Genomic DNA, 21,534 nt, shown 5'->3' with positions numbered 1-21,534 from the left:
AATAAAACTAAGTCAATCAGAAAATATGGGCAACTATAGGAAAGGGATGAGGTGGGCTTATTTTTTGCTCACCTTTTTTTGCTTATGAAAATTAATAGAGCATTATTATGCAGATCAGGTATTTTTCTCTACTTTTCATTCTCATAAACGGTAACAATATCATATCCTTTTCCTTGCATAATTTTTTTTGTGTTTGAATAGTTTTTGGTAAAACCTAATAGGTAACCTCCACCTCCCGAGCCACATAGTTTTATCCAGAATTGTTGTGAGTGCAAGCCTTCGTGCCAGATATCCATAAAATTATCGGGAATCATCGATTTAAAATGGGTGAATTGAAATTCTGAAAATTGATTCAATTCTGAAAAAAAAGAGTCTGCATTTCCATTGACCAATTCCTGAATGCATTTATTATTTTTAGGAATTAGTTCTTGCTCCATTAAATTGGCGAACTTTTTATCTTCATATTTATTTAAAAAAGAACGAACCAGAGGTTCTGTATTTCCCGACTTTTGTGAGTTAATTAAAAAGATTGCACTGTCTTTACCAAATTTTTTTCCTGGTAAGCTAACCTGCTCAATGTTATTTTGATTATGAATTAGTAGAGGAACTTTTAAGTAAGAATTTAAAGGATCTAAACCTGAACTTTTACCATGAAAACCAGATTCGAGTTTAGCCAAAATACTTTTTAGTTGTATTATTTCTCTATTATTCAGTTTTTTACTGTTTCCAATTGGCTTAATGCCATACTTTTTATAAACAGATGCACATAAAGCTCCCGAACTACCTAAACCATAACTTTCCGGAATACTCGATTCAAAATACAATTTATTGTTGATATCATTTTCAAAGGTTGATAAATCAAGTAAAGAATCATATTCTTTAGCATTACTCTTAAGATACTTTAAGAATTTGAGTAATTCTGAATTAGATCGTTTGGCAAAATTGCGATCGGTATATTTATCCTCACCAATGAAACTTAATTCTCCTTTAAAATGAGTGTACGGAATGCTTAAGCCCATTGAGTTTAGTAAAACACTATACTCGCCAAAAAGAAGAATTTTTGCATAAAATATGTTCGGATGTTTTCTCACTATTTTCTAGATTTTAAGTTTTTGTGGTCCTTTTCCTCTTTTATCGAGAATGTATTTCCCTTTTTCAAGAAAGGAAGTTAATTCCGAATTAATAAAAGGTATGATTTTTTCATTTTCCGATTTAGGATATAGTAAATGGATATTAGGTCCTGCATCTAAAGTAAATCCAATAGGAATTTTAGTGCTCGAACGAAAAGATTTAATTCTTTCGATTAATTCAAGCGTATTTGGCTTTAGTAATGTGTAGGAAGGTGTCGAATTCATCATTAAAGCATGCAGACTTAATGCTTCATTTTCCATAATCTCGATAAATTCGTCCAGATTACCCGATTGCAATACAGCTATCATTCTATCAAAATTTGTATTTGCCTGAGCAAAACGAGACGATGCATAAGGATGATTATTCATTAATTGATGTCCTACCGAACTCGAGACTTCCTTCTTTTTAGAACTAACCAGCAAAATTGTATCCTGAAAATCCTGAAAAACAGGATGAGTAGTTTGTGAAATGGGAATTGCATATTCATCGGACGAATTGGAAAGAGACTTGCTTTTTCCCCAGGCAACAAAGTCTCCATAAATCGATCGGGAAGCACTTCCTGAACCTAATCGGGCAATAATACTTGCTTTTTTATGGAACTCAGCTTTGCTCATTTTAATTCCTTTTACTTCTTCTTCCATGCTGCACAAACAAAGTGCTAAAGAACTCATTGCCGAAGCCGAGCTGGCTATTCCTGCCGAATGTGGAAAAGTATTTTCGGAAGAAATAGTGATTTGAAATTCCTTAAGAAAATTAAAATGATCAGACAGGTTCTCAAATAAATTTGCAATTCGTAGTTCAAACTGCTTTTGCTTTTTACCTTCGAATAAAAAGCTTAATAAGTTTTCTTTCCCTTTGGCCTGATATGTGAGCTTAGTACGGGAAAATGAATTCTGTAAGCTCATGCTTATTGATGGATTACAAGGGAGCTGATTCTCTTTTTTGCCCCAATATTTTATTAAAGCAATATTCGAAGGACTTTCCCAACCTACAGATCCTGAATTTGAACTATTTGTCATCGTTTAGCAAGTAATTTATTTAGTTTGTACCTAGTACCATTTCATTCCAGGATAATATTTTTGTTAGTCCTGCTTTGTAAAAATAAGAGTGAATTTCAGCTCTACTCAAATTACTTCTCAGCATAATAAAATCACCACCCCAGGCTCCCAGTGATTTTACAGATCCTTTAAAATCGGGAAATAATTTTTCTTTAATACATTTTTGTCCCAATATGTTAGATATTAGTTGTTCATGTATCTCAACTAAATTATCAAAAACATCAGCACTATCAGCCGAAAGAATATCTTTACTTATTTGGCTTATCTGATCGATAAATTCGATTTTTAAAGTGTTGTTTTTTAGGAAGCTACGAACCGAGTCTGTGCTTTTTTGTTTTTTTCCTAAATAAGCAAAGTATAACTGATTGGCAAAAGGGGGAGATAAATTAACAGTATATATTAAAGGGTAATTTCCATTCCTGCGAAATAAAATGGGTTTACGATTGTTTGCCGATGCAATATCATAGCCAGATCCATTTGAAACCAGTGAATGCAACTGGTACGGATTAACTTCAGCCCATTTGGCTACATTATTGATTAAAGTAGAACTACTACCTAAACCCCAATTCCGGTCAAAATCGATTTCAGTTCTTACTTTTAGCTTCGAAATTCTTAAAAAATCAGGATTTAAAACTTTGGCTTTATTCAAAAGAAAACAAACAAAATCTTTTGCTGTTTCTCCTTCATCAGTCTGATTTGTAATCTCTTGATTTGAAATTGAAAAATTTAACCATAATTTACCTTTTTCGTAGGCTTGCCACTCCAAATGCGATTTCTCTGATTCGAAAACCTCCAATACTTGTCCATACTTTAAGGGAATAGCAAGTGCTAAGGCTCCATGCAAAACAAGATATTCACCTGTTAGCAGAAATTTAGCATTCGAATAATATTTGTGTAAAGATTTCAAATTCTATTGTAGCTTAGTTCTGAGTGAATTTATAAAGGTTTCTACCTCGTTGTAAGAGACAGTTTTGTGTGCAAAATATTCCAAGGCCTGTTTTTTTTCTTCGTAATCTGCCTTTAAAGCATTCAATAAATTTGTTAAATGCATTTTCATGTGTCCTTTTTGAATTCCAGTGGTGATTAAAGAACGCAAAGCACCAAAATTATTTGCCAGTCCGGCGGCAGCCGTAATCATCATTAACTCTTTTGCCGAAGGTTTACCTAGCAATTCGAGTCCAAATTTTGCCAAAGGATGCAAGCTTGTTAAGCCACCAACGGTTCCTAAAGAGAGTGGCATTTTTACCTGGTAATGAAATCGCTTATCTGATATGCTGGCCTTACTTAAGCTTTTATATTTTCCGGTCTTAGAAGCGTAAGCATGCCCGTTTGCCTCAATGGCGCGAAAATCGTTTCCTGTGGCCAAAGCTACTGCATCAATGCCATTAAAAATTCCTTTATTATGAGTTGTGGCCCTGTAAATATCGAGTTCTGCAATTTTAGAAGCCTTTTGAAATCTACTGGCAAATTCTTTTCCGCTAATTCCTGGATGAATATTATCTAATTCATCTAGGCTGCACTCTACCGAGCATTCTACCAGGCAGTCGGGGGTGTAATTAGAGAGTATAGACATAATTACTTCGCATTCCCGTTCAACATCAGAGAGTCCCTCATAATGTTTAAAGAAATGTTTCGTTTGTTGAGCTATTTTCTCTAGGCATGAGTTAATAAAATTAGCACCCATAGAATCTGCAGTATCGAAAGTAACATGCAGCTGATAATAATTTTCCATTTTATCAGAAAGGTCAATTAATTCTATATTCTGAATGCCGCCACCTCTTTTGCGCATATTTATTGTTAATTCCTGACTTGCCCTAAACAGGTCAAATTTTAATTCAGGTAGCAAATTATGTAATTTATTTGTTTCACCTTTCCAGATAAAATGAACTTGTCCCGATTTTACAACAGAAACAACCTGCGCGTTAAATCCTCCATGCCTGGCCCAAAACTTTGCCGATCGTGATGCTGCAGCAATCACAGAACTCTCTTCAATAACCATTGGAATGTGATACAAGTGGTCATTAATCAGAAAGTTAGGAGCAACACCAAAGGGAAGGTAAAAATTAGCAAGAGTATTTTCACTAATTTCATCCAACAGATTTTGCTGCTCTGTATTTTGTAGACGAAAACTGTCGAGCTTGGCTTTAATTTGCTCAGCACTCCCAGTTAATTCACCCATTTTTTCCATTTTCTCTTCGCGAGATAATTTTGAAAAACCTGAAATGATTGTTTTTCGCTTCATATCTTTTCATGTTAATTTTTTACTGATTTAAAACCAGCTAGAAAAATAATAAAACATCCGAAAGTCCTAAATTAGATTTTTTATGCAGATGTCCCAAAAAACGGATGCCTTTTTAGGTGAAAATCTTATCTTTTTAGATGTAAGAAACTTTTAGAAAGCTGTAAGCCTTTTTTTTGCAATTCTAAATATGTTCTTAGTTCTTCGTAAGATTCTTTAGCATACTTTAATAGAGAGGAGGCTTGTCCGTATATGGCCGGGAGCCCTGATTTTTCCATGAAATAGTATCCGTCCAGAAAATTTTGAATTCCTCCCGAAATGATTATTTCTTTACATTTTATCTGAGGATTAGTAGCCACAATTTCATTTACCCAATCTACCATTTGATTGGCCGAATGTCCAATTAAGGACAAAGGTTCGAATAGTTTATTCTGAGAATCGGAATTTCGCATCAATTCTATTTTGGCAAAATTAGTTCCTCCATAAGCTGCAAATTCAATTGCCTGAAGAGGAAGCTGCAGCAATGCCTTTAAACTTTCAGGCCCCATTCCTTGTCCAACTTCTTTCACAATAATTGGAAAATCTACGTTGTTAAGTAGGTATTTGATACTTTCTATGGGTGATTGATTTATTAGATCGCCTTCAGGCTGAAGCCATTCCTGTAATGGGTTAACATGAATAATTAATCCATCGGCACGTAAACGATTAATCAGATTAACGATTTTACCTGTCTCTTTTGTTTGAATTAATTCTTCGATCTGACAAATGCCCAGATTTGCATACAAAGGTAAACTATCGCCAATAATGGAGCGAACATCAAAATCTGAGAAATGTTTATTGTTATCTAAAAGAGAGCGACAGGATCCTAAGCCCATTCCCATGCCAAATTCGGCGCAGGCACGAGCTAAATTACTATTTATTTTACCTGCTAACTCGGTGCCTCCCGTCATACTGGAAACCCAAATTGGCGTTTGTAAATTTTTACCTAAGAAAGTAAAGTTAGTATCTTCTTTCTTAGGATGAGAATTAATCATAGGTTCATAATTAAATCTATCATCTCTTAAGGCGTTCTTTATTTGAGAACGAAAAGCCAATTCAATGTGATCCTTTTTTCTGTCTGTCATACTTTTAAATTAACAACCAATATGTCTTGATATCACCAACCTAAGAATTTCTGAGGTTCCTTCCCCAATTTGCAGTATTCTTTGGTCGCGATAAAATCGTTCCACTTCCGATTCCTTAATTAAACCATGAGCGCCATGGATTTGAACTGCTTCGTTGGCTACTTCCTGAGCGGTTTCCGAACAAAATAGCTTTGCCATAGCTGCTTCTTTTCCAAAGCTGTGCCCATTGTCTTTTAGCCAACATGCATGATACAATAAATTACGGGCAGCTTCAATTTTTGTGGCCATATCCGATAATTTAAATGCAATAGCCTGAAATTTTGAAATGGGTTTACCAAATTGCTCTCTTTTTTTAGAATAAGTTAAAGCCATTTCATAAGCTCCTTGCGCTAAACCTAGTCCCATAGCTGCAATAGTTAATCTGCCAGAATCTAAAGTTTCGAGCATAATTTTTGATCCTTCACCTATGTTTCCTAATAGATTGTCTTTCGGAACTTTACAGTTTTCGAAATTTAACTGAGCAGTATCCGAAGCTCGCCACATCATTTTTCCTTTTAAAGGTTCTGCCTTAAAACCCTTGGTATTTCGTTCCACTAATATAGCAGATAGTTCTTTCTTTCCATTATTATTTGCTGTTACTACCTGTAAAGTTACACCTAATGACAGTTCGGAAGAAGCATTTGAAATAAATTTTTTACTGCCATTAATACACCAGTATTTTTCCTCTAAAATACCATTTGTTTTTGTTCCTCGAGAATCTGAACCTGCACTATTTTCTGTTAGTCCAAAAGCCCAAATATTTTTACCACTTGTTAACAGAGGTAAGTATTTCTGTTTTTGTTGCTCGGTACCAAAATTATAAATTGGTCCAATTCCGAGGGAATTATGAGCCGCCAGTGTAGAGGCTTGTGATGCATCATATTTTGCAAGCTCTTCTATTGCTATTATTAATGATAAATAATCTTTTTCCTGCCCACCATATTTTTTAGGTAAAAACATACCGAATAAACCCAATTCACCCATTCTTTTTGTAAGTTTCGGGCTAAATTGTTCTTTTGCATCCAATTCATGAGCTAATGGTTTAACTTCATTTTCAGCAAATTCTTTTACTCTGTTCCGAATTATCTCATGGTGCTTTTTAATATATGGATTTATCATGGTGTATCAATTAATAGATTAAGATGTGTAAGTCTTTAATTAGAGCGCAAACCTAATTAAAAAGTTTATGATTCTGAAATTATTTAGATTGATTTTTAATAGTATTAGAGTAGTATCATAGTTAATTATCAGAATTTATTTGCTTATATGTTTGCAAAGTAAATCTTCTGCTAATAGTATCTTGTCAATTATAAGAGAATATATTTCTTTGAAACTTATTGGTCAACCAAATAAAAAATACCATTTACTTACTAATATATTGCTTTAATAAATTTATGAATTCTTATTGTTGAGTAGTACTGTTCCTGTATGGATTAGGGGAGTGGTGATTCAAAGAACGATTGCTAGATACTTGATGAACCTTTTAATGGTGTAGATATTCAAAGTACTATCCTAATTACCGACATAATCCATAAACTAAAAGATTTAGGCAAAACTATACTAATTTCTTCTCATATATTTTCAACACTGCGCGACACTTGTGATGAAATACACTTGTTAAAAGATGGAGAGTTTATAAAGAAAGCAGGTAAGCAAGATTTTAGTAAGCTGGAAAGTGAAATGAGGCAAACGACTGCAGCCAATAAGCTCGATAAATTTAAACTGAAGTAGTAAAACGGTAACTATTTACCGTCTTTTTATTCTCCAAAAGATTACAATTTCCAAATTAATTAGATTTTATAGAAAGTATTACCGTGTATTTTTAATGTACTGATAGATAGTATTCTGGAAGAAATTAAACCTTCTTTGGAATATTTTAAACATCGGACCAAACAGGAATAGCTAAAATTGCGGTACATGAAAGTCTTGATTTATGCAAAGGTTTGTAATGGTAGAAATCCATGTTGAAAACCAAATAAAATTAAGATTCGCTAAGTGTAAAATGTTGAAATAAATTCAATATTCCTATTCTAATCTAATTACTAAACAATGAAAAGAAGACTTAATTTATTACTACTAATGCTAGTTTTAAGCTTTACAGCTTATTCGCAGCAACATGTAGTATCGGGTAAAGTAAGTGTAAAAGGTACTCGGGATGCCTTACCGGGTGTTACTGTAGTCGAAAAGGGAACTACGAATGGAACCACTACCGATATGGACGGTAACTATAGTATTTCTGTAGCAGCAAACGGAACTTTAGTATTTTCCTTTATTGGTTTCGAGACTATGGAATTTGCAACAGATAAAGCTGTGATAAATGTTGAGCTGGCTGAATCGAGCATTGGCTTAAACGAAGTAGTTGCTGTTGGTTATGGTGTAATGAAAAAGAGTGACTTAACCGGATCTGTAGTTTCTGTTAAAGGAGAAACAATGGAAGATCAGACATTTGCAGGTGTTGATCAGGCTTTGCAAGGTCGTGTTGCCGGTGTAACAGTTACCCAAAACTCTGGTGCTCCGGGTGGAGGTGTTTCTTTACGTGTTCGTGGTATTACTTCTTTAACTGGTAATAATGAACCATTATACGTTATCGATGGTGTGCCTTTACAAGGTAATTCCAATAACGATTCATATACTTTTTCTGCTTTAGGTGGTGGTAACGGACAAACTAAAGTAAGTGCACTGTCAAGTATTAACCCATCTGATATTGAATCAATTGAGGTTTTAAAAGATGCATCGGCATCCGCAATTTACGGATCTCGTGGTGCGAATGGTGTAGTGATCATTACAACTAAAGGGGGTAAAAAAGGAAAATCGAAAGTTTCTTACGAAGGTTATTATGGTGTTCAGCAAATTTCAGATTATGTTGATGTAATGAACCTTCAGGAATATGCAGAGTATTATGCTGATGTATTAACTACACAAGGTAAAAGTGTGCCTTTCGAATTTCAAAATCCTGCTATATTAGGTGAGGGAACCGATTGGCAAAAAGAAATTTTTCGTGTAGCTCCTATTCAAAATCATCAGATTTCAGTTTCGGGAGGTAACGATAAAACGACTTTTTATACTTCTTTAGGGTATTTTGATCAGGATGGTATTGTATTAAATTCTGATTTTCGCAGATTTTCAATGCGTTTAAATCTGGATCATAAGGTTAACGATTGGATTAAAGTTGGAAACAATGTTTCAATGAGTAATTCGAAAGAGCATATCACTTTAAACGATGATGAATCGGGTGTAATTAGTTCTGCACTTAGACAGTCTCCCAATGTACCTGTTCACTATTCCGACGGAAGTTGGGGAGGGCCATCCGATGGAATCGGATCTGGAAACGGTAGAAACCCGGTTGCCTGGTCAGAAATTAGAAACAGTGAGCTTGAGCGTTATAAAATCAATGGGAATTTCTTTGTTGATTTAACTCTTGCCGATGGATTAACTTTTAGAAGTGAGATTGGCTACGATTTTAATCTTAACAAAACAAGTGTTTTTAATCCGACCTATGAAATTGGTAACGAGAAAAACGAAATAAGTACTTCTTCAAAAACCAGTAATGATAGCTTCTTTTGGGTATTAAAAAATTATCTGAATTATCTTAAATCTTTCGATAAACATTCCATTAACCTTATGGCTGGTCATGAAGCACAAGAGTCGAAATGGGAAGGTTTAACTGGAGCAAGAACAGGGTTTTTAACCAACGATATTACTGCCTTAAATGCTGGTGATGCATTAACAGCAACCAATGGAAGCTGGCAGGGAACTCATAATATAGAATCTTATTTTGGTCGTTTTAATTACAGTTTTGATGGAAAATATTTACTAACTGCAACATTACGTGCCGATGCTTCTTCAAATTTTGGTGCCAATAACCGTTGGGGATATTTCCCATCATTCTCGGGTGCCTGGGTACTTACAAAAGAACCTTTTATGAAGAAAGCTGCAGATGTATTAAACTATGCAAAACTGCGTGCTGGTTATGGTGAGGTAGGAAACCAGGATATAGGTGGATATGCTTATGGTGCAAGCCTTAGAAGTATTACAACTGTTTACGGAACTGGTTTTTCCCAAGCAAACATTGCAAATCCTGATGTAAAATGGGAATCGACAAGATCGACTAATGTTGGTTTAGAACTTGGATTTCTTGACAATAAAATCAAATTAGATGTTGATGTTTATAAGAAAACATCGAAAGACTTCTTGTTTTCACAACCTCTTCCAAGTTATTTGGGAGCAATGAATTCTGCCTCATACATGGGATTAAATCCTCCAATGGTGAATCTGGGTGAAATGGAAAATAAAGGTATTGATATCTCTTTAACAACAAGAAATATTACCAAACCTAATTTTACATGGTCTACTACTTTTGTGTTCTCAAAATACAAAAACAAATTAATTAGTATGAATAGCGACGAAGGTGCTATTTTCCAGACTTTTGAATTTAATAATACCTTAACAAAAACTGCTGAAGGAGAATCTGTTGGTCAGTTTTATGGTTTTGTAACCGATGGAATTTTTAAAGACGAGGCTGATTTATATTCAAGTGCTTCACAGGGAGATATAGGTGAAGTAAATGGCGTTTGGGTTGGTGATATTAAGTTTAAAGATATTAACGAAGATGGTGTTATTGATGATAACGATCGTACATACATTGGTAATCCTCACCCTGATTTTACATACAGTATTTCCAACGAAATTTCGTATAAAAATTTCGATTTCTCTTTGACATTGCAAGGATCTCAGGGGAATGACATTTACAACTGGACTCGCAAGTTAACCGAAGGAATGAAAGAGATTACAGGTAATCAGGCCAAAGTAGTAGCAAATCGTTTTATAGCTGGTGTTAATGAAGATACTAATATTCCACGTTTTGCTTTTGGTGATCCAAACAATAATAGTCGCGTTTCCGATCGTTTTGTTGAGGATGGTTCTTTCTTGAAAATACAAAATGTAACATTGGCTTATACTTTTAATAAAAATCAGTTAAATAAATTGCCTTTTGTTAATAAACTAAGAGTTTATACTACCATTCAGAACTTGTACACATTTACCGATTATTCTGGTTACGATCCTGAAATTGGTGCTTACAACCAAAATTCTCTTCTAATGGGAGTTGATAATGGTCGTTACCCAGTTCCACGTACCATTATGATGGGTGTTAATGTTGAATTCTAAATCTACTTGTTTACGTCAAAAAATTACGATCATGAAAAATAAAATATTCATATTATTACTCCTTTTTCTTTCTGCATCATGTTCAGAAAGCTTTCTGGAGAATTCACCTGAAGATTCATTGGTAGTTGATAATTACTACAATACCAATGAGCAGGTTAAAAGCGCAGGAGCTCCCCTTTACGGATATCCTTGGTTCTATTTCAATGAAAAATTCCTGATTTGTGTTGGTGATAATTACAGTGGTAATTCAACAGGAACTTATTCAGATATTGCTCAGTTTACTTTGTTCTCTGTAAATCAGGGAAACCAATTTGCAACAGAAGGTTGGGATGCTTTATACAATGTAGTCGCGACTGCAAATACATTAATTTACAACCTCGAAAATAAAATTTCGGGTGATGTTGATGAAGTTGTTGCCGAAGAAGTAAAAGGAGAAGCCTATTTTATGAGAGCAAGTGCTTATTATTACCTAGTAAGAACTTGGGGGGCTGTTCCAATAATTTACTCTATGGATCAGTATAATGCCAATTCAGAAGTATATAGAAATACGGTTGAGGATGTTTATACATTTATTTTAAACGATTACAACAGAGCTTTAAGCAGACTTCCATTACAAAGAGCAGATAGCGAAGCCGGTAGAGTAACACAAACCGCTTGTAATGCTATGATGGCTTCGGTTTATCTTACTTTAAAAGATTATACCAATGCAAAAGCGCAAGCCGAATTGGTAATTAATTCAGGTTACTATGGTTTGTTGGATAGTTATGGAGATGTATTTCATCCTCGTAACAACAATAGTCGAGAATCTGTTTTTGCATTGCAATGGGTTGCCAATCAAGGTTGGGGATACCAAAATCCAAATCAAGCTTATTTAGCTGCATCACCAAAATTAACCAATGCTGGCGATGGTTGGGGAACTTTTCAGCCAAGTATCGATCTTCAAAATGCATTTGAAGATGGTGATTTAAGAAAGCATGAGACAATTATGGAGCCAGGCGATTTTTATCCTGAATTGGTAACTGCTGATGGTGGTTATACGGTTCCGGAAAATGGAATGACAAGTACCATTGCTAGTTGGAGAAAATATATTGTTGGTTCTAAAGATGAGTGGGAAGGTGTTGGTTTTATGTCAACAGATATGAATACTTACATTATGCGTTATGCAGAAGTATTGCTAATTCATGCCGAAGCAATTTTAGGATCAAGTGAATCTACAACTGATTCTAAAGCGTTAGAGTCATTTAATGCTGTAAGAACTAGAGCCGGTTTAGATGCAAAAACATCTATTACTTTCGACGATATTATTCAGGAGAGAAGAGTAGAGTTTGCTGTTGAAGGAAAATATTGGTACGATTTAGCTCGTATGGATAGAACAAAAGCAATAGCGATTATATCTAATCAGGAAAGAGGCGATTATAACGATGGTAATTATGATGATATCATTAGCAGAAAAGTAACTCCTTCTGCAGGTGATTTCTTACTGCCAATTCCAGGTTCTGAAGCAGATTTGAATCCACTATTGTTAGAAGAACCAGTTCCTTTTGATTTTAACAACTAAAAGTCTCCTACTATGAAATTTAAATATAAAATAAATAAAATCCTTAGCGCGGTTGTTGTGCTGATGGTGAGTGTTTTAAGTTATTCTTGCGACGATGACTCAAACTTAAATCCTGCCATTGATGTAATGGTATCTGAAAATTCCGATTTAAATACAAACTCTGGTATGCCCGAAGAGTTGGTAGTTGCAGAGGGATCGGATTTACAAAATGTTAAAACAGTTACTTTTAGAGGTGTAAACGAAGCTGAAGAGAAGACTGTTGAGGTAGTATTCAATCCAGTATTGAACTCTAATTTAGCAATCATGTTTAATGTGCCTTTCGATGAAACAAAAGGATCGGTATTTGGTGCCAATGTAGTAACAATAACCAACGAAGATGATGATGTAATTACATATGATTTTACAATTGTTCAGCCTGAACCAACAATCGGAGTATTTTCTCCCGAGCGTCCAAAGGCAAACGAAACAGTTAACATTTCTGGCGAATGGTTTCAAAATTTGGTTTCTGTTTCATTTGCTGGAGCTCCTGTCGAATATACACAAATTTCTTCCACCGAAATTTCTATGGTAGTACCCGATGGAACAAAGCTTGGTGCCGATGTTACCATTGAAACTGCAGCTGGCGAAGTATCAGCATTTTTGGATATCGATATAGGATACAACCTGTATTTAGTTGCCGATTTTGATGGCGGTGGATTGCGTCCGAATAACAATTGGGTTGCTTATGGTGATGCAGGACCTCTTGATTATTTAACTGGCGGACCTACAGGAACATTTGCTCAGTTTCAATGGTTGGGTGATACTTCAAATGGCTACAACGGTTGTCAATCCGATGCTACCGAAACAATGGTTGTGGAATCAGATCCTGAAAAGGTGATGTTTTTAATCGATGTTAATTGTAATGGAGTCATTGGTACAGTAGCAGAATTCCTTATTGTTGATCGTGATGGTGGCAACTGGGCTTTCCGTCATGAATTTACCGAAGACGGATGGCACACAATCGAAGCTCCGGTTTCTGCATTCGGAGCAAATTATGATCCAGGTAATCAAGATAGCGGCGATGTTGATCCTACACAAATTAATCAGGTTAAAGTAACCATTGCAGAGTGGGGTGCAAATCCGTCTCTAATTCAATTCGATAATATTCGTTTTCACGGATACTATTAAAAAATACATGTCTAACTTACTTTATGGGTAAGTTTAAAATACTCAGGTAAAGGAATTTTTTTCTTTACCTGATTTTTACCAACTCAAATATCATGAAAATGAAAAGATTATCGGGATTTAGCATTTGGCTGCTTTTTGCATGTTCATTAATAATGGCAAGCTGTTCTGGCAGTGGCGGAAGCGAAGAAGAATTTGAATTGGGTGCCCCAATTGCCAAACAGGCAACAGATATTACTTCCAGTGGTTTTACTGCCAATTGGTCGAGAGTTTATAAAGCAGAGAGCTATTTGCTTGATGTTGCTACAGATATTGATTTTACTACTTTTTTATCAGGATACAAATCTAAAGCTGTTAGCAATCTAAACGAAGAAATTACAAATTTAGATGGTAATGTTTCTTATTATTACCGGGTAAGAGCGGTTAGTGGTAGCATCGTATCCGATAATTCTAATCTTATCGAGCTTACAACTTCTTTTGAGCCCGATCCTGATCAAACACTAAAAAATTCTTCAGATAATTTTCTAATTGGAGTTGCTCTTCAATCTTCAAAACTGAATGGCAATTACGATGAAATCTATAAAAGAGAATTTAGCAGTCTTACTTCAGAGTATGAAATGAAAATGAATGTAATGCATCCATCTCAGGATAGCTATGATTTTGGTCCTGCCGATGCGATTGTTGATTATGCTCAGGAAAATGGAATTAATGTACATGGTCATTCTTTAATCTGGCACAATTCTACGCCCGATTGGGTTACAAACTTCCAGGGAAGCGATCAGGAATTTGAAGATATGATTGAAGGGTATATCACCACAGTAGTAACTCGCTATAAAGGAAAAGTTACCTCCTGGGATGTGGTAAACGAGGCTTTTGAAGATGGTTCGGGAAACCTGAGAAATTCAATTTACCGTCAGCGTATGGGCGACGATTATATTGCCAAATGTTATCAGTTTGTGAGAGCTGCTGATCCTGATGTATTACTATTTTATAACGACTACAGTATGGTAAGCGATCAGACCAAGCAGAATGCTGTTTTTTCCATGGTAGATGATTTTATTGCCAGGGATATCCCAATTGATGGTCTTGGTTTTCAGTTACACATTCAATACGATTATCCAGCTAAAGCTGATATAGAAGCTGCAGTTCAAAAAGTGGTCGACAGAGATTTGTTAATGCATTTTTCTGAACTGGATATCAGAGTAAATCCGAATAACGATTTAACAAGTTTAAGCCAAGATAGATCTTTAGCACAAAAAGCAAAATATAAAGAAATGGTTGAGATATTAAAATCGATACCTGAAGAAAATGCTTATGCATTAACCGTATGGGGATTAGTAGATAACGAATCGTGGTTGATCAATTTTCACGGACAACAAGATTGGCCATTACTATTCGATAGTAATTTTGAGAAAAAGGATGCCTACTACGGATTTTTGGAAGGCTTGCAATAAACTGAACTTAGATTTTTGACTATGAACATAAGAAAAATTTTAACCCTTTGTATTTTTATATCTTTAATGTCTTGCCAAAAAAATATTGAAATGCATAAGGATACAAAATACACATTTGAAGAGAGAGCCGAATATCTGGTTGCCAAAATGACTCTGGAAGAGAAAATTTCTCAGATGAGTTACACTTCTCCTGCCATTGAACGATTGGAAATTCCCGAACACAATTGGTGGAACGAATGTTTGCATGGAGTAGCCAGGGCAGGTTTGGCAACGGTATTTCCCCAGGCAATAGGAATGGCAGCCATGTGGGATCGTGACCAAATGTTTGAAGTAGCCAATGCCATTTCGGATGAGGCGCGCGCCAAGCATCACGAGTTTGCATCCAGAAACAAACGTGGAATTTATCAGGGCTTGTCTTTTTGGACTCCTAATATCAATATTTTTAGAGATCCGCGCTGGGGAAGAGGAATGGAAACCTATGGTGAGGATCCTTATTTAACAGGTGAACTTGGGGTTCAGTTTATTAGAGGTTTGCAGGGCGATGATAAAGATTATTATAAACTTATTGCTACAGCTAAGCATTTTATTGTTCATAGTGGTCCCGAGGCTGAAAGACATAGTTTTAATGCCGAACCTTCGCAATATGATATGCTGAATACTTACAGTCCGCATTTTAAAAAAGTAGTGCAGGATGCCGGTGTTTATTCAGTAATGTGTGCCTACAATAGTTTTAATGGTTTGCCTTGTTGTGGAAATAAATCGTTAAGTAATTTGTTGCGCAAAAAGTGGGGCTTTAAAGGTTATATTGTTTCCGATTGTTGGGCAATTAACGATTTTTATATGCCTGATGCACATGCTGTAACTTCATCGAAACAGGAAGCGGCGGCTATGGCAGTAAAAGCAGGAACCGATTTAAATTGTGGCGATTCTTATCCGGCTTTAGTCGAGGCGGTTAAAAACGGCTTAATTACCGAAGCCGAGTTAGATGTTTCTGTTGAAAGGTTAATGATTGCACGCATGAAATTGGGTTTGTTTGCACCCAAAGGGGCTGTTAAGTACGAAAAAATCCCTTATGATGTAGTTGATTCAGAATCACACAGATTGTTAGCCTTAAGTACGGCACGTAAATCGATGGTGCTGTTAAAGAACGAAAACAAACTTTTACCTCTTGATAAGTCGATTAAGAAGCTTGCCGTTATTGGTTCTAATGCCGATGATTTAGAGGTGCTATTGGGAAATTACAATGGATATCCTTCAAAGCCTATAAGTCCCTTGGAAGGAATTAAACAGAAATTACCCAATGCCGAAGTTAAATATGCACCAGGATGTAAATTGGCCGAAGGATTACCAATATTTGAGGCTGTTCCAAATTCTGTTTTATTTACAGATAACTCATTTTCTCATTCGGGTTTAAAAGCTGAATATTTTAACAATACAGAATGCGAAGGAACACCAGTTCATACCAGAATAGATTCTAATGTTGATTATATCTGGGGAACACAAGCTCCTTTTGATGATATGAATTACAATAAATTTTCTGTTTGCTGGACTGGAGTTTTAAAAGTAAAAGAAAGTGGTAGATATGCTTTAGGAGGTGAAGGCTTTTTAGGTATGAAACTTTTCTTTGAAGATTCACTTTTGCTAAGTCGCAGTGAAGTGCATCATCCTCGTAAGGAGTATGAGTATGTTAATTTACAGGCAGGAAAATCATATAGTATAAAATTGGAGTATGTTCAGGATAATACCGAGCATGCAATGATGCGTCTGCTTTGGGAAAAACCTAATAATCATTTGGAAGAAGAAGCCATTGCCATTGCAAAAGAATCGGATGTGGTGATTTTCTGTATGGGAATTAGTCCATTGCTCGAAGGAGAAGAAATGAAGGTGAAAGTGGATGGTTTTGCACATGGCGACCGATTAAATATAAAGTTACCGGCTCCACAAACTGCTCTCATGAAGCAAATCAAAAAATTGAACAAGCCAATGGTCTTGGTATTGCTAAATGGAAGTGCCCTTGCAATTAACTGGGAAAACGAAAATATACCAGCTATTCTAGAGGCCTGGTATCCTGGACAAGCAGGAGGAACTGCAATTGCTGATATCTTATTTGGAGATTATAACCCAGCAGGTCGTTTGCCGTTAACTTTTTACAAAAGTGTAAACGACATTCCAGCATACAGCGATTATGATATGCGCGGCAAAACTTATCGTTACTTTAAAGGTGAGGCATTGTACGATTTTGGGTATGGCTTAAGTTATACTGATTTCAAATATTCAGAATTGAAGGCCCCTGATAAAATTATTCCGGGTGATCCTGTAAAAATATCGGTTAAAGTTACCAATACGGGTTCCTTAGATGGTGAAGAAGTGGTGCAGTGTTATGCTTCAAATCCACAATCGGGAGGTGTTAACCCAATACGATCTTTGGTTGGATTCGAAAGAATCATGTTAAAAGCCGGAGAAAGTAAAACCATTGAAATGTCAATTGAACCCGAACAATTAACCATCGTTGATGAGCAATTTAGAGAAGTTGTTTTATCGGGACAATTGGTTATTTCGGTAGGAGGTTTTCAAGCATCAGAGCAAAGAGAGAAAGAAGCGAAAGTTATAACTAAAGTTATTGAAGTAGCAGGAACTTCTTATGTAGCAGAACAATAAAAATCACAAATAGATTGCTTGTAAAATTTAATAAATCAATAAGTGAGTTGCCTATAATTAAACTCACTTGTTGCTTTAAATGAGGATTGTACAGCCTGATTTTTTGTGTTTATACAGGCTATAAGCCTATCAAAAAAAGTAAAAATGAGCAACCAAAATAAAATATCAATAAGTGAAAAGATTGGTTATAGTTTAGGAGATCTGGCTGCAAACCTGATTTTTCAGACTTTAATGACTTTCTTGGCATTTTTTTATACCGATGTATATAAAATTCCTCCAGCTACCGCCTCTGCAATTATATTTGCAGGTGGAATGATAGGTGCCTTCTTTAATCCAGTAATGGGTGTAATAGCCGATCGTACTAATACCAAATGGGGAAAGTTTCGCCCCTGGATTTTATGGACAGCGGTTCCTTTTGGTGCCATGGCTTTACTGGCTTTTAGTACGCCTGATTTTGGTCCGAATGGTAAGATAATATATGCTTTTACAACTTATATTTTGCTGGTTTTGGTTTACTCGGCAAGCAATTTGCCCTATTCGGCATTAAGTGGTGTAATTACCGGCGATATGGCCGAAAGAAACAGTCTTTCATCTTATCGTTTTGTTGCGGTAATGCTTGCTCAGTTTATTGTACAGGCATTGCTTTTACCATTGGTATTGATTCTTGGCGATGGCGATAAAACGCTTGGTTTTGAAAATACAATTGGTGTTTTTGCTGTGGTAGGCGTTGTATTTCTTCTTATCACTTTTTTAACTACCAAAGAAAGAATAACACCTAGTTCGGAGCAAAATACAAGTGTGAAACAAGACTTTTCAGATTTGTTTAAAAACAGACCGTGGATTGCCATGTTGCTTATCACCATCTTTATTTTTATTACTCTATCCCTAAAAGGTGGAATGTATGTTTACTATTTCGAAAATTACCTCGATGCGAAAGCTTTATCCGGCTTTCTTAATGACATTGGCTTTAACAATTTTATTCAAGGTTTAAATAATTTGCTAACCAATATGGGTTTAGTAGGTTTTCACTGGCCCGAAGATGTTTCTACTTCTGGTTTTAGCTTGTTTAATGCTGGTGGAATTATATTTATGATTATTGGTATTGGATTCTCGAAACACTTTGCGGATAAATTTGGGAAACGTGATGTATTTGGAATAAGTCTGTTTTTATCTGCTTTGTGCTTGTTGGCATTTTATTTTTATTCGCCAAAATCTATTGCTCTTGTTTTTATTAGTCAGATGATCCATGGTTTTTTTTATGGAATATCAACGCCACTTCTTTGGGCGATGATAGCCGATGTAGCAGACTATTCGGAATGGAAAAATAACAGAAGAGCAACCGCAATTATTTTCTCAGCAATGATTTTCGGACTGAAAGCTGGATTGAGTATTGGTGGCGCTTTGGTAGCTGGTATTTTGGCTATGTACGGATATAATGAACAATTATTGACTCAAACACCAGAAACAATTGGGGGAATAAAATTAGCAATGAGTGTATTGCCAACCCTTACTTTTTGTGTGAGTGTTACATGTTTGTTTTTCTATGGTATCGATAAGAAAAAAGAAGTTGAAATTGAAAGAGAATTAAGCGAGAGAAGAAAAATTGCCTAAACCTAAAAAAATCAATAAAAATGAATTTTTTAAAATATACGAAAGGAATATTATTAGCTGGAATTATAAGTGTTTTAATAAGTTCTTGTGCAGAAAAAGCTAGTGAAACAATTGGACTTAAAGATGCCTTAAAAGATTCCTATTTAATTGGTACAGCATTAAATACACCGCAAATTCTTCAGGAAGATAGTTTGGCCATTAAAATTGTTCAGAAACATTTTAATTCTATAGTTGCCGAAAATTGTATGAAGAGCGAAGTAATACAACCTAAAGAAGGAAAGTTTGATTTTACTTTATCGGATAAGTTTGTTGAGTTAGGGGAGAAGAACAACATGTTCATCATTGGTCACACATTAATTTGGCATTCGCAAGCTCCTACATGGTTTTTTGTTGATAAAGATGGAAAAGATGTTAGTCGTGATGTGATGATCGAGCGCATGAGAACACATATATCAACAGTAGTTGGCCGTTACAAAGGACGTGTAAAAGGTTGGGATGTGGTAAACGAAACCATTATGGAAGATGGAACTTTTCGCGATAGCAAGTTGGTTCAGATTATAGGAAAAGATTTTGTGAAACTGGCTTTTCAATTTGCACACGAAGCCGATCCTGAAGCCGAATTGTATTACAACGATTATTCAATGGCTATTCCTGCAAAGCGAAATGGCGTTATTAAAATGGTAAAAGAACTAATAGAGGCCGGTGTTAGAATTGATGGCATCGGAATGCAGGCTCACAGTTCAATTACTAAGCCTGAGATGAGTGAATTTGAAAAAAGCATCGAAGAATTTGCCAGTTTAGGTGTGAAGGTAATGATTACAGAATTGGATATTTCGGTTTTGCCTTTTCCAGATTTAAACGTTGGAGCCGACGTTGCAAAGAGTTATGAGTTTAAATCAGAATTGAATCCATATCCAACGTCTTTACCCGATTCAATTAATAATAAGTTGATTGACAGGTATGTTGAGTTTTTTAGTTTATTCAACAAACATCAAGATAAAATAAGTCGTGTTACCTTATGGGGAGTTCACGATGGACAAACATGGCGTAACTATTGGCCTGTAGCTGGGAGAACTGATTACCCATTGCTTTTCGATAGAAATAACAAGGCAAAAGGTGCTGTTCAGGCAATTATTAATTTAAGAAAAGAATTATAGCATAATTCACTTAATTGGGATTATAAGTCAGAGTTTGGATACCGATCGTGTGCTTAATAAGGTTTGGCTGGCTTACGCCGCGATTGGTTTTTCTGATCATCCTCTTAAGTGAATGTAATTATATCAATATGAAAACACCAAAGTACTTAGTAGAAGATTTGTATACTGCCGATCCAGCGGCACATGTTTTTAATGGAAAGTTGTACATCTATCCATCGCACGATATCGAAACCGGAATGCCAGAAAACGACAATGGCGATCATTTTGCCATGCGCGATTATCATGTTTACTCTATGGAGGAGATCGATGGAAAAGTAACAGACCATGGTGTAATTTTAGATGTAGACGATGTGCCTTGGTCGGGAAGACAGATGTGGGCTCCTGCTGCAGCCTGTAAAAATGGAAAATATTATTTCTATTTTCCCTTAAAAGATAAAAACGACATTTTTAGAATAGGTGCTGCCGTAAGCGATACTCCGGAAGGTCCATTCATTGCTGAAAAGCACCCAATAATGGGAAGTTACAGTATCGATCCTGCCATGTTTGAGGACGAAGATGGCGAGCATTACATGTATTTTGGTGGTATTTGGGGCGGACAGCTACAGCGTTATCGCGATAATAAAGCCATTGAAGTTGGTGCAGAGCCTACTGATGAAGAACCTGCTTTGTGTGCAAAAGTAGCTCTTATGTCTGATGATATGTTGGAGTTTGCCGAAGAGCCAAAAGACGTTGTAATTGTAGATGAGGATGGAAATCCTCTGAAAGCAGGAGATCATGATCGTCGATTTTTTGAAGCCGCAAAAATGCATAAATACAAGGGCAAGTATTATTTCTCATATTCCACTGGTAATACACACTTGTTGTGCTATGCCATAGGAGACAATCCTTACGGACCATTTACCTATCAAGGGGAGATTTTATCACCAGTGGTAGGCTGGACAACTCATCATTCCATTTGTGAGTTTAAGGGCAAGTGGTATCTTTTTTATCATGACTGTAAACCCTCAGGAGGTAAAACCTGGTTGCGCAGCGTGAAAGTTGTAGAGTTAGAATACAACGAAGATGGTACCATTAAACCATTAGATGGAATGGCGTAATGAGTTTTATTTTTTCATAAAAAAGTTAGTGAAGGTGTGTTGGGGAATTTTTTCAATGCACCTTTTTTTTACTTTTTA

The 21,534-nt window shown here is 35.7% G+C and carries 14 protein-coding genes; 8 read left to right on the top strand and 6 right to left on the bottom strand.

The genetic code is table 11. The features are described 5' to 3' along the window. Positions 1-128: 128 nt before the first annotated feature. The 6 genes from ACT3CE_RS15240 to ACT3CE_RS15215 form a co-directional block, all read right to left on the bottom strand. On the bottom strand, positions 129-1,091 hold the full coding sequence (locus ACT3CE_RS15240) for a mevalonate kinase family protein (protein WP_444710630.1): 963 nt from the start codon (positions 1,089-1,091) through the stop codon (positions 129-131). Positions 1,092-1,097: 6 nt separating this feature from the next. Beyond that, entirely contained in the window at positions 1,098-2,150 is a 1,053-nt protein-coding gene (gene mvaD, locus ACT3CE_RS15235; RefSeq protein ID WP_444710629.1) for a diphosphomevalonate decarboxylase, read from the bottom strand. A gap of 19 nt (positions 2,151-2,169) precedes the next feature. Next, positions 2,170-3,096: a GYDIA family GHMP kinase gene (locus ACT3CE_RS15230; RefSeq protein WP_444710628.1), complete on the bottom strand. Its 927-nt coding sequence runs from the start codon at positions 3,094-3,096 to the stop codon at positions 2,170-2,172. A 3-nt stretch (positions 3,097-3,099) separates the two neighbouring features. Continuing rightward, a complete protein-coding gene (locus ACT3CE_RS15225) occupies positions 3,100-4,431 on the bottom strand; it encodes a hydroxymethylglutaryl-CoA reductase, degradative (protein ID WP_444710627.1) in 1,332 nt (443 codons plus the stop codon). A 125-nt stretch (positions 4,432-4,556) separates the two neighbouring features. Further along, positions 4,557-5,552 carry an isopentenyl-diphosphate delta-isomerase gene (locus tag ACT3CE_RS15220; RefSeq protein ID WP_444710626.1) on the bottom strand — a complete coding sequence of 332 codons (996 nt, stop codon included), beginning with the start codon at positions 5,550-5,552 and terminating at the stop codon, positions 4,557-4,559. Positions 5,553-5,561: 9 nt separating this feature from the next. Then, positions 5,562-6,710: an acyl-CoA dehydrogenase family protein gene (locus tag ACT3CE_RS15215; RefSeq protein WP_444710625.1), complete on the bottom strand. Its 1,149-nt coding sequence runs from the start codon at positions 6,708-6,710 to the stop codon at positions 5,562-5,564. 930 nt (positions 6,711-7,640) lie between these two features. Here ACT3CE_RS15215 and ACT3CE_RS15210 point away from each other — a divergent pair. The 8 genes from ACT3CE_RS15210 to ACT3CE_RS15175 all read left to right on the top strand — a co-directional run bounded on the left by ACT3CE_RS15210 (position 7,641) and on the right by ACT3CE_RS15175 (position 21,456). Beyond that, positions 7,641-10,757, top strand: a complete 3,117-nt coding sequence (locus ACT3CE_RS15210; RefSeq protein ID WP_444710624.1) for a SusC/RagA family TonB-linked outer membrane protein — start codon at positions 7,641-7,643, stop codon at positions 10,755-10,757. Positions 10,758-10,788: 31 nt separating this feature from the next. Further along, on the top strand, positions 10,789-12,315 hold the full coding sequence (locus tag ACT3CE_RS15205) for a RagB/SusD family nutrient uptake outer membrane protein (RefSeq protein ID WP_444710623.1): 1,527 nt from the start codon (positions 10,789-10,791) through the stop codon (positions 12,313-12,315). Between the two features lie 12 nt (positions 12,316-12,327). Further along, positions 12,328-13,482, top strand: a complete 1,155-nt coding sequence (locus tag ACT3CE_RS15200; protein ID WP_444710622.1) for an IPT/TIG domain-containing protein — start codon at positions 12,328-12,330, stop codon at positions 13,480-13,482. Between the two features lie 98 nt (positions 13,483-13,580). Continuing rightward, positions 13,581-14,933: an endo-1,4-beta-xylanase gene (locus ACT3CE_RS15195; protein WP_444710621.1), complete on the top strand. Its 1,353-nt coding sequence runs from the start codon at positions 13,581-13,583 to the stop codon at positions 14,931-14,933. 90 nt (positions 14,934-15,023) lie between these two features. Beyond that, positions 15,024-17,591 carry a glycoside hydrolase family 3 C-terminal domain-containing protein gene (locus ACT3CE_RS15190; protein WP_444710620.1) on the top strand — a complete coding sequence of 856 codons (2,568 nt, stop codon included), beginning with the start codon at positions 15,024-15,026 and terminating at the stop codon, positions 17,589-17,591. A gap of 144 nt (positions 17,592-17,735) precedes the next feature. Continuing rightward, complete coding sequence (locus tag ACT3CE_RS15185) at positions 17,736-19,202, top strand: MFS transporter (protein WP_444710619.1); 1,467 nt, start codon at positions 17,736-17,738, stop codon at positions 19,200-19,202. Positions 19,203-19,222: 20 nt separating this feature from the next. Next, positions 19,223-20,359 (top strand): endo-1,4-beta-xylanase, encoded by a 1,137-nt coding sequence (locus ACT3CE_RS15180; protein ID WP_444710618.1) that lies wholly within the window; start codon positions 19,223-19,225, stop codon positions 20,357-20,359. 128 nt (positions 20,360-20,487) lie between these two features. Next, a complete protein-coding gene (locus ACT3CE_RS15175; RefSeq protein WP_444710617.1) occupies positions 20,488-21,456 on the top strand; it encodes a glycoside hydrolase family 43 protein in 969 nt (322 codons plus the stop codon). Positions 21,457-21,534 lie beyond the last annotated feature (78 nt).

Origin of the sequence: Marinifilum sp. RC60d5 (assembly GCF_052400665.1) — a bacterium.
Lineage (GTDB): Bacteria > Bacteroidota > Bacteroidia > Bacteroidales > Marinifilaceae > JBQTGK01.
Note: the sequence above shows the minus strand (reverse complement) of the source record. Positions and strands in the feature narration are given on the sequence as shown.

Bases quoted from the DNA above. Each gene is read 5' to 3' on its own strand.
- ACT3CE_RS15220 (WP_444710626.1), bottom strand. From the start codon at position 5,552: ATGACAGACAGAAAAAAGGATCACATTGAATTGGCTTTTCGTTCTCAA.
- ACT3CE_RS15195 (WP_444710621.1), top strand. From the start codon at position 13,581: ATGAAAAGATTATCGGGATTTAGCATTTGGCTGCTTTTTGCATGTTCA.
- ACT3CE_RS15190 (WP_444710620.1), top strand. From the start codon at position 15,024: ATGCATAAGGATACAAAATACACATTTGAAGAGAGAGCCGAATATCTG.
- ACT3CE_RS15205 (WP_444710623.1), top strand. From the start codon at position 10,789: ATGAAAAATAAAATATTCATATTATTACTCCTTTTTCTTTCTGCATCA.
- ACT3CE_RS15215 (WP_444710625.1), bottom strand. From the start codon at position 6,710: ATGATAAATCCATATATTAAAAAGCACCATGAGATAATTCGGAACAGA.
- ACT3CE_RS15175 (WP_444710617.1), top strand. From the start codon at position 20,488: ATGAAAACACCAAAGTACTTAGTAGAAGATTTGTATACTGCCGATCCA.
- ACT3CE_RS15180 (WP_444710618.1), top strand. From the start codon at position 19,223: ATGAATTTTTTAAAATATACGAAAGGAATATTATTAGCTGGAATTATA.
- ACT3CE_RS15225 (WP_444710627.1), bottom strand. From the start codon at position 4,431: ATGAAGCGAAAAACAATCATTTCAGGTTTTTCAAAATTATCTCGCGAA.
- ACT3CE_RS15185 (WP_444710619.1), top strand. From the start codon at position 17,736: ATGAGCAACCAAAATAAAATATCAATAAGTGAAAAGATTGGTTATAGT.
- ACT3CE_RS15210 (WP_444710624.1), top strand. From the start codon at position 7,641: ATGAAAAGAAGACTTAATTTATTACTACTAATGCTAGTTTTAAGCTTT.
- ACT3CE_RS15200 (WP_444710622.1), top strand. From the start codon at position 12,328: ATGAAATTTAAATATAAAATAAATAAAATCCTTAGCGCGGTTGTTGTG.
- mvaD (WP_444710629.1), bottom strand. From the start codon at position 2,150: ATGACAAATAGTTCAAATTCAGGATCTGTAGGTTGGGAAAGTCCTTCG.